This window comes from Aeromonas taiwanensis (genome assembly GCF_000820165.1).
GTDB classification, from domain to species: Bacteria; Pseudomonadota; Gammaproteobacteria; order Enterobacterales; family Aeromonadaceae; genus Aeromonas; species Aeromonas taiwanensis.
Genome location: NZ_CDDD01000020.1, coordinates 1 through 3,940, shown reverse-complemented (window position 1 = coordinate 3,940; position 3,940 = coordinate 1). Strand labels below are relative to the sequence as shown.

General features: G+C 63.4%; 4 protein-coding genes. 1 reads left to right on the top strand and 3 read right to left on the bottom strand.

The features are described from left to right. Both BN1136_RS04045 and queF read right to left on the bottom strand, forming a co-directional pair. Positions 1-1,873: hypothetical protein (locus BN1136_RS04045; protein ID WP_043808085.1), on the bottom strand; the 1,873-nt coding region annotated here is incomplete at its 3' end. Positions 1,874-1,983: 110 nt separating this feature from the next. Continuing rightward, positions 1,984-2,832 carry an NADPH-dependent 7-cyano-7-deazaguanine reductase QueF gene (queF, locus tag BN1136_RS04040; RefSeq protein ID WP_043758677.1) on the bottom strand — a complete coding sequence of 283 codons (849 nt, stop codon included), beginning with the start codon at positions 2,830-2,832 and terminating at the stop codon, positions 1,984-1,986. 105 nt (positions 2,833-2,937) lie between these two features. On the opposite strand from queF, the gene syd reads away from it, so the two are divergent. Beyond that, positions 2,938-3,486 (top strand): SecY-interacting protein, encoded by a 549-nt coding sequence (syd, locus tag BN1136_RS04035; protein WP_043758678.1) that lies wholly within the window; start codon positions 2,938-2,940, stop codon positions 3,484-3,486. Positions 3,487-3,567: 81 nt separating this feature from the next. Here the strand turns inward: syd and BN1136_RS04030 are convergent. Then, positions 3,568-3,940: DUF2310 family Zn-ribbon-containing protein (locus BN1136_RS04030; RefSeq protein WP_043808082.1), on the bottom strand; the 373-nt coding region annotated here is incomplete at its 5' end.

Genomic DNA, 3,940 nt, shown 5'->3' with positions numbered 1-3,940 from the left:
GGGGCACCACATAGAGGAGGTGCCCCTCGCGCAGATCGTAGATGCGGCCATCCTGCGGGGTCAGTTTGGCGACGTAGCGGCCGAAGGCCTGCTCAATCTCGCGGCTGACCTGGTAGCCATGTTGCTCCAGGCTGTTGATCAGGAAGGGGACCCGGAACAGCAGGTAGTGCAGCTTGTCATCAAACTCGCTGGTGGGACGCTCGCTCAGATACCAGCGCTCGGATTTTTGCTGGCGCTTGGCCATCTCCCTCGGCCAGCGGCTCATCAGTCGCTGCCAGTTGGCCAGGCCGCTGCGGGGTTCCACCAGCAGGGCCTCTCCCAGTTGCTTGGCATTCAGGCGGGCGACCCTCAGCTTGAGCCAGAGGGTAAAGAACAGGTAGATAAAGAGTGCCAGCAGCAACCCGGTGCTGACGCTGGACCAGAGGTAACGCTCCTGCTGGTGCTGGCTCTGGTCGAGCTGCTGCTCCAGCTCCTTCACCTGCTGGGCCCGCTCCACCTGGGCGTAGTTGTCGCGCACCGCCTCCTGCTCCAGGGCGATCTGCTGCTGGCGTACCAGCTCGCTGCGCTGGTGGAAATTCTTGTAGCTCTGGAGGGCCTGCTGGAGGTAGCCCTTTTGCTCGTAGGCAATGGAGAGCAGGCGGAAGATCTCGAACTGGCGCCGGATGTCCCCGGTCCGGTTGGCCAGGGTCAGGGCGTTTTCCAGCTGCAGGATGGCGATCCCCGCCTCCTGCTGCTTGAGGTGAAGCTCTCCAAGGAGCAGCAGGGTGTCTATCAGCGACTCCTTGTCGTCCCCCAGCTCGTGGGACTGGCGCGCCGCGTTCAGGTAGTTGCGTGCCAGGTTCAGGTTGCCGGTCTGCAGGTAGGTCTTGCCTATCTCGAACTTGAGGTGGGCGATGCGGGTGCGGTTGCTGTTCTCGTCCAGCAGATCCAGGGCGTTGAAGAAATAGACCAGCGCCATGTTCATCTCCCCCTGATCGCGGTTGAGACGGGCGAGCACGATCAGGGCATCGCTGAGCAGGGAGGGGTTGCCGAGGGCATGGAAGTAATTGGCCGCCTCGTTGGCGTATTGCAGCGCCTTCTGTGGCTCCTGCTCCGCCTGATAGAGGCTGATCATCTGGTTGGAGAGCAGACCGAGGAAGAGGGGATCCTGCAAGTCCCTGGCCTGCTGCTGGGCATCGATATATTCCCCCAGGGCGAGCTGGGGCTGGCCAAGGGCCTGATAGAGATCCCCCCCGACTGCGCTGGTCCAGGCCCTGGCCAGGGGGTTCTTGGCCTGCTCGGCCCACTGGCGGGCTTCAACCAGCTGGTGCTTGGCCAGATCGAATTGTCGCTCCTCGATGCTGGCGTTGACGTGCAGCAGCCGGCTGTAAACCTGCAGCTGGCTCTCCTTGAGGGTGGGGCTGGCGAGCAGCTGGTCGAGCTTGCCAAGTTGGGCGGCGCTGGCCCCATGGGAATGTTGCTGCAGGTTCTGGCTGCGGATCTGGAGGTAGAGGCCGTGAGCCTGCAGTTCGAACTGCTGCTCCTTCTCCGCCATGGCGATGCCCTGTGCGAAGGCCTCCTGGGCCGGCTTGAACTGGCCGAGCTGCTGCAGGCACTCCCCCTTGAGCAGATAAGCCCCCGTGGTCTGGGTCGCCGTGCCGTAGTTCAGCATGGGCTCCCGATAGCCGTACTCCTGGCGACTGCTGATGATCTGCTTGGGGTTGTTGGCCGTGCGTTCGAGGAAGGAGGTGGCAATCTGCACGCATCTGGCGGGATCGGTCAGCACCAGGGTCTGGGCCTGTTGCAGATCGATGGACAACTGCTCCTTCGCCAGATCCAGATCCGGAGCCGACAGGGAGGACATCATCATTGCCAGAAAAAACAGTTGATTCATTGGATTAAGAACGGCACGGAGGTGCAGGCATGTTATCCAAGCCCACCCCCGCACGTCCAGAGTTTACTGAGGGATGCGTGATGGGCCGGATGCCTTCAGGGGGGCCGGATTTACTGGCGGATGAGGCGCAGATTCTCGGGTACCGCTTCCCAGTCGCTGCGGAAGGGATTGATATCCAGACCACCGCGGCGCGTGTAGCGGGCATAGACGGTCAGCTGGGTCGGGGCACAGAAGTGCTTGAGATCGGTGAAGATGCGCTCGATGCACTGCTCGTGGAACTCGTTGTGCTGGCGGAACGAGATGAGGTAGCGCAAGAGCTTCTCCCGGTCGAGGCGCGGGCCGCGATAGCGGATCACCACTGAGCCCCAGTCCGGCTGGCTGGTGACCAGGCAGTTGGACTTGAGCAGGTGGCTGTGCAGGGTCTCCTCCACCACCTCGGTGCCTGCCGCGCCCTGCAGCAGGGTCTCGTCGAACTCGTAGTGGTCGACCTCGATGTCCTGGTCGTCGATGCACTCGCCCGGCAGCTGCGCGATGCGGTGGGGAGCCTGATCGAGGGGGAAGAGGGTGACGCTCACCGGGGCACCGGCACAGGCGCTCAGATCCTGGGTCAGCAGCGCCTGTACCGCGTCGATGGAGTCGCACCGAGTCTGGTTGAAGGAGTTGAGGTAGAGCTTGAACGACTTGGACTCGACAAGGTTCGGGCTGGCGGCGGGCACGGCCACCTCGCCGAGGGCGACCACGGGCTTGCCCTTGGCATTGAGCCAGGAGAGTTCATACAGGGTCCAGACGTCGCAGCCCTCGAAAGGCAGCGTCTCCCCCAGGCCCAGATCGTCGCGATTCAGACTGCGTGGCACGGGTTGCAGCAGGCTCGGGGTGTACTGGCTGATGTAGGCGGACTGCTGGCCCAGGCTCAGGCCCTTCAGCGCACTGGCGCCTGCGTATCTCTCTTGTTTGCTCATGCTGGTTTGCTCACGCTTGTCTGACAAAGGGTTTGATGGTGCAATGCCCGGATTTTTCGGTCACTGTCTTGCGGCGATCAGAGGCCGCTATTGTGGGGAATATCGATGTCGGATCAAGTCCTGTCTGCCCTGGAGCAGTTCTTTTTGCGCTGGCAGCGCGATGGCGAGGCGCGGCGAGGGCTGCCCCTGTGCGAGTGGGAAGCCGAGTGGCGCTCACCCTGCGAGCTGGATGAACCCAGGGAGGGGCGGGTCGCCTGGCGCCCGCACCGGCGTGCCGATCCTGCCGATTTCACGTCGATGAACGAGGCGCTCGAGCTGACCCTGCACCCGAGCGCCCTCGCCCTGTTCGGTCACTGGTTCAGCCGCCCCATCCCCTGTTCATACAAGGGGCTGCGTATCGAATTCATCCTGCCCTGGAACGACGCTGACCTGGACCTGCTCAAGGAGAACCTCATCGGCCATCTGCTGATGCTGCGCAAGTTGAAACGCTCTCCCTCGCTCTTCATCGCCACTACCCGCAACGAAATGACCCTGGTGTCGCTCGACAACGAGAGCGGCCAGGTGTGGCTGGAGTGGCTGGACTCCGGGCGTCGCCTGGTGCTGGCCCCCTCGCTGCCGGCGTTTCTGGCGCGGCTGGAGACGCTGCCGCAATAAGGCCGTTTTGTCCCCACCGAACGACAAGAGCCTTGCCTGGCGGCAAGGCTCTTTTTCATGGTTCGCCCAGCGGGGGAGGACTTAATCCTTGAAATCCCAGGAGAGGTTGGAGACCAGGCGGCAGGGATCGCACTTGAAGTCGAAGATCTCGTGCAGGGGCTCTGCCAGCGCCCAGTCGCCGCCACAGCCCGGGCAGGGGCGGGCCCGCTCCGCGGAGGCGCTCAGACCGCCGACCCGATAGAGATAGTAATAGGTGGGGATGCCGCTCAGGGCTTCCAGCCGCTTGACGAGATCGCTGCCCCGGCGATGGAGGCGGCTGCCCACCTCGCCGATCTCGTGCAGGGCGGCGTGCTCGGCGATGGAGCCGTTCATCTGCAGCTGATCGCAGGCCTCCCAGTCCTCCTGCCACTTGATGATCTGTTTGTGGTCGCCATTGGCGACCACAAACAGATCA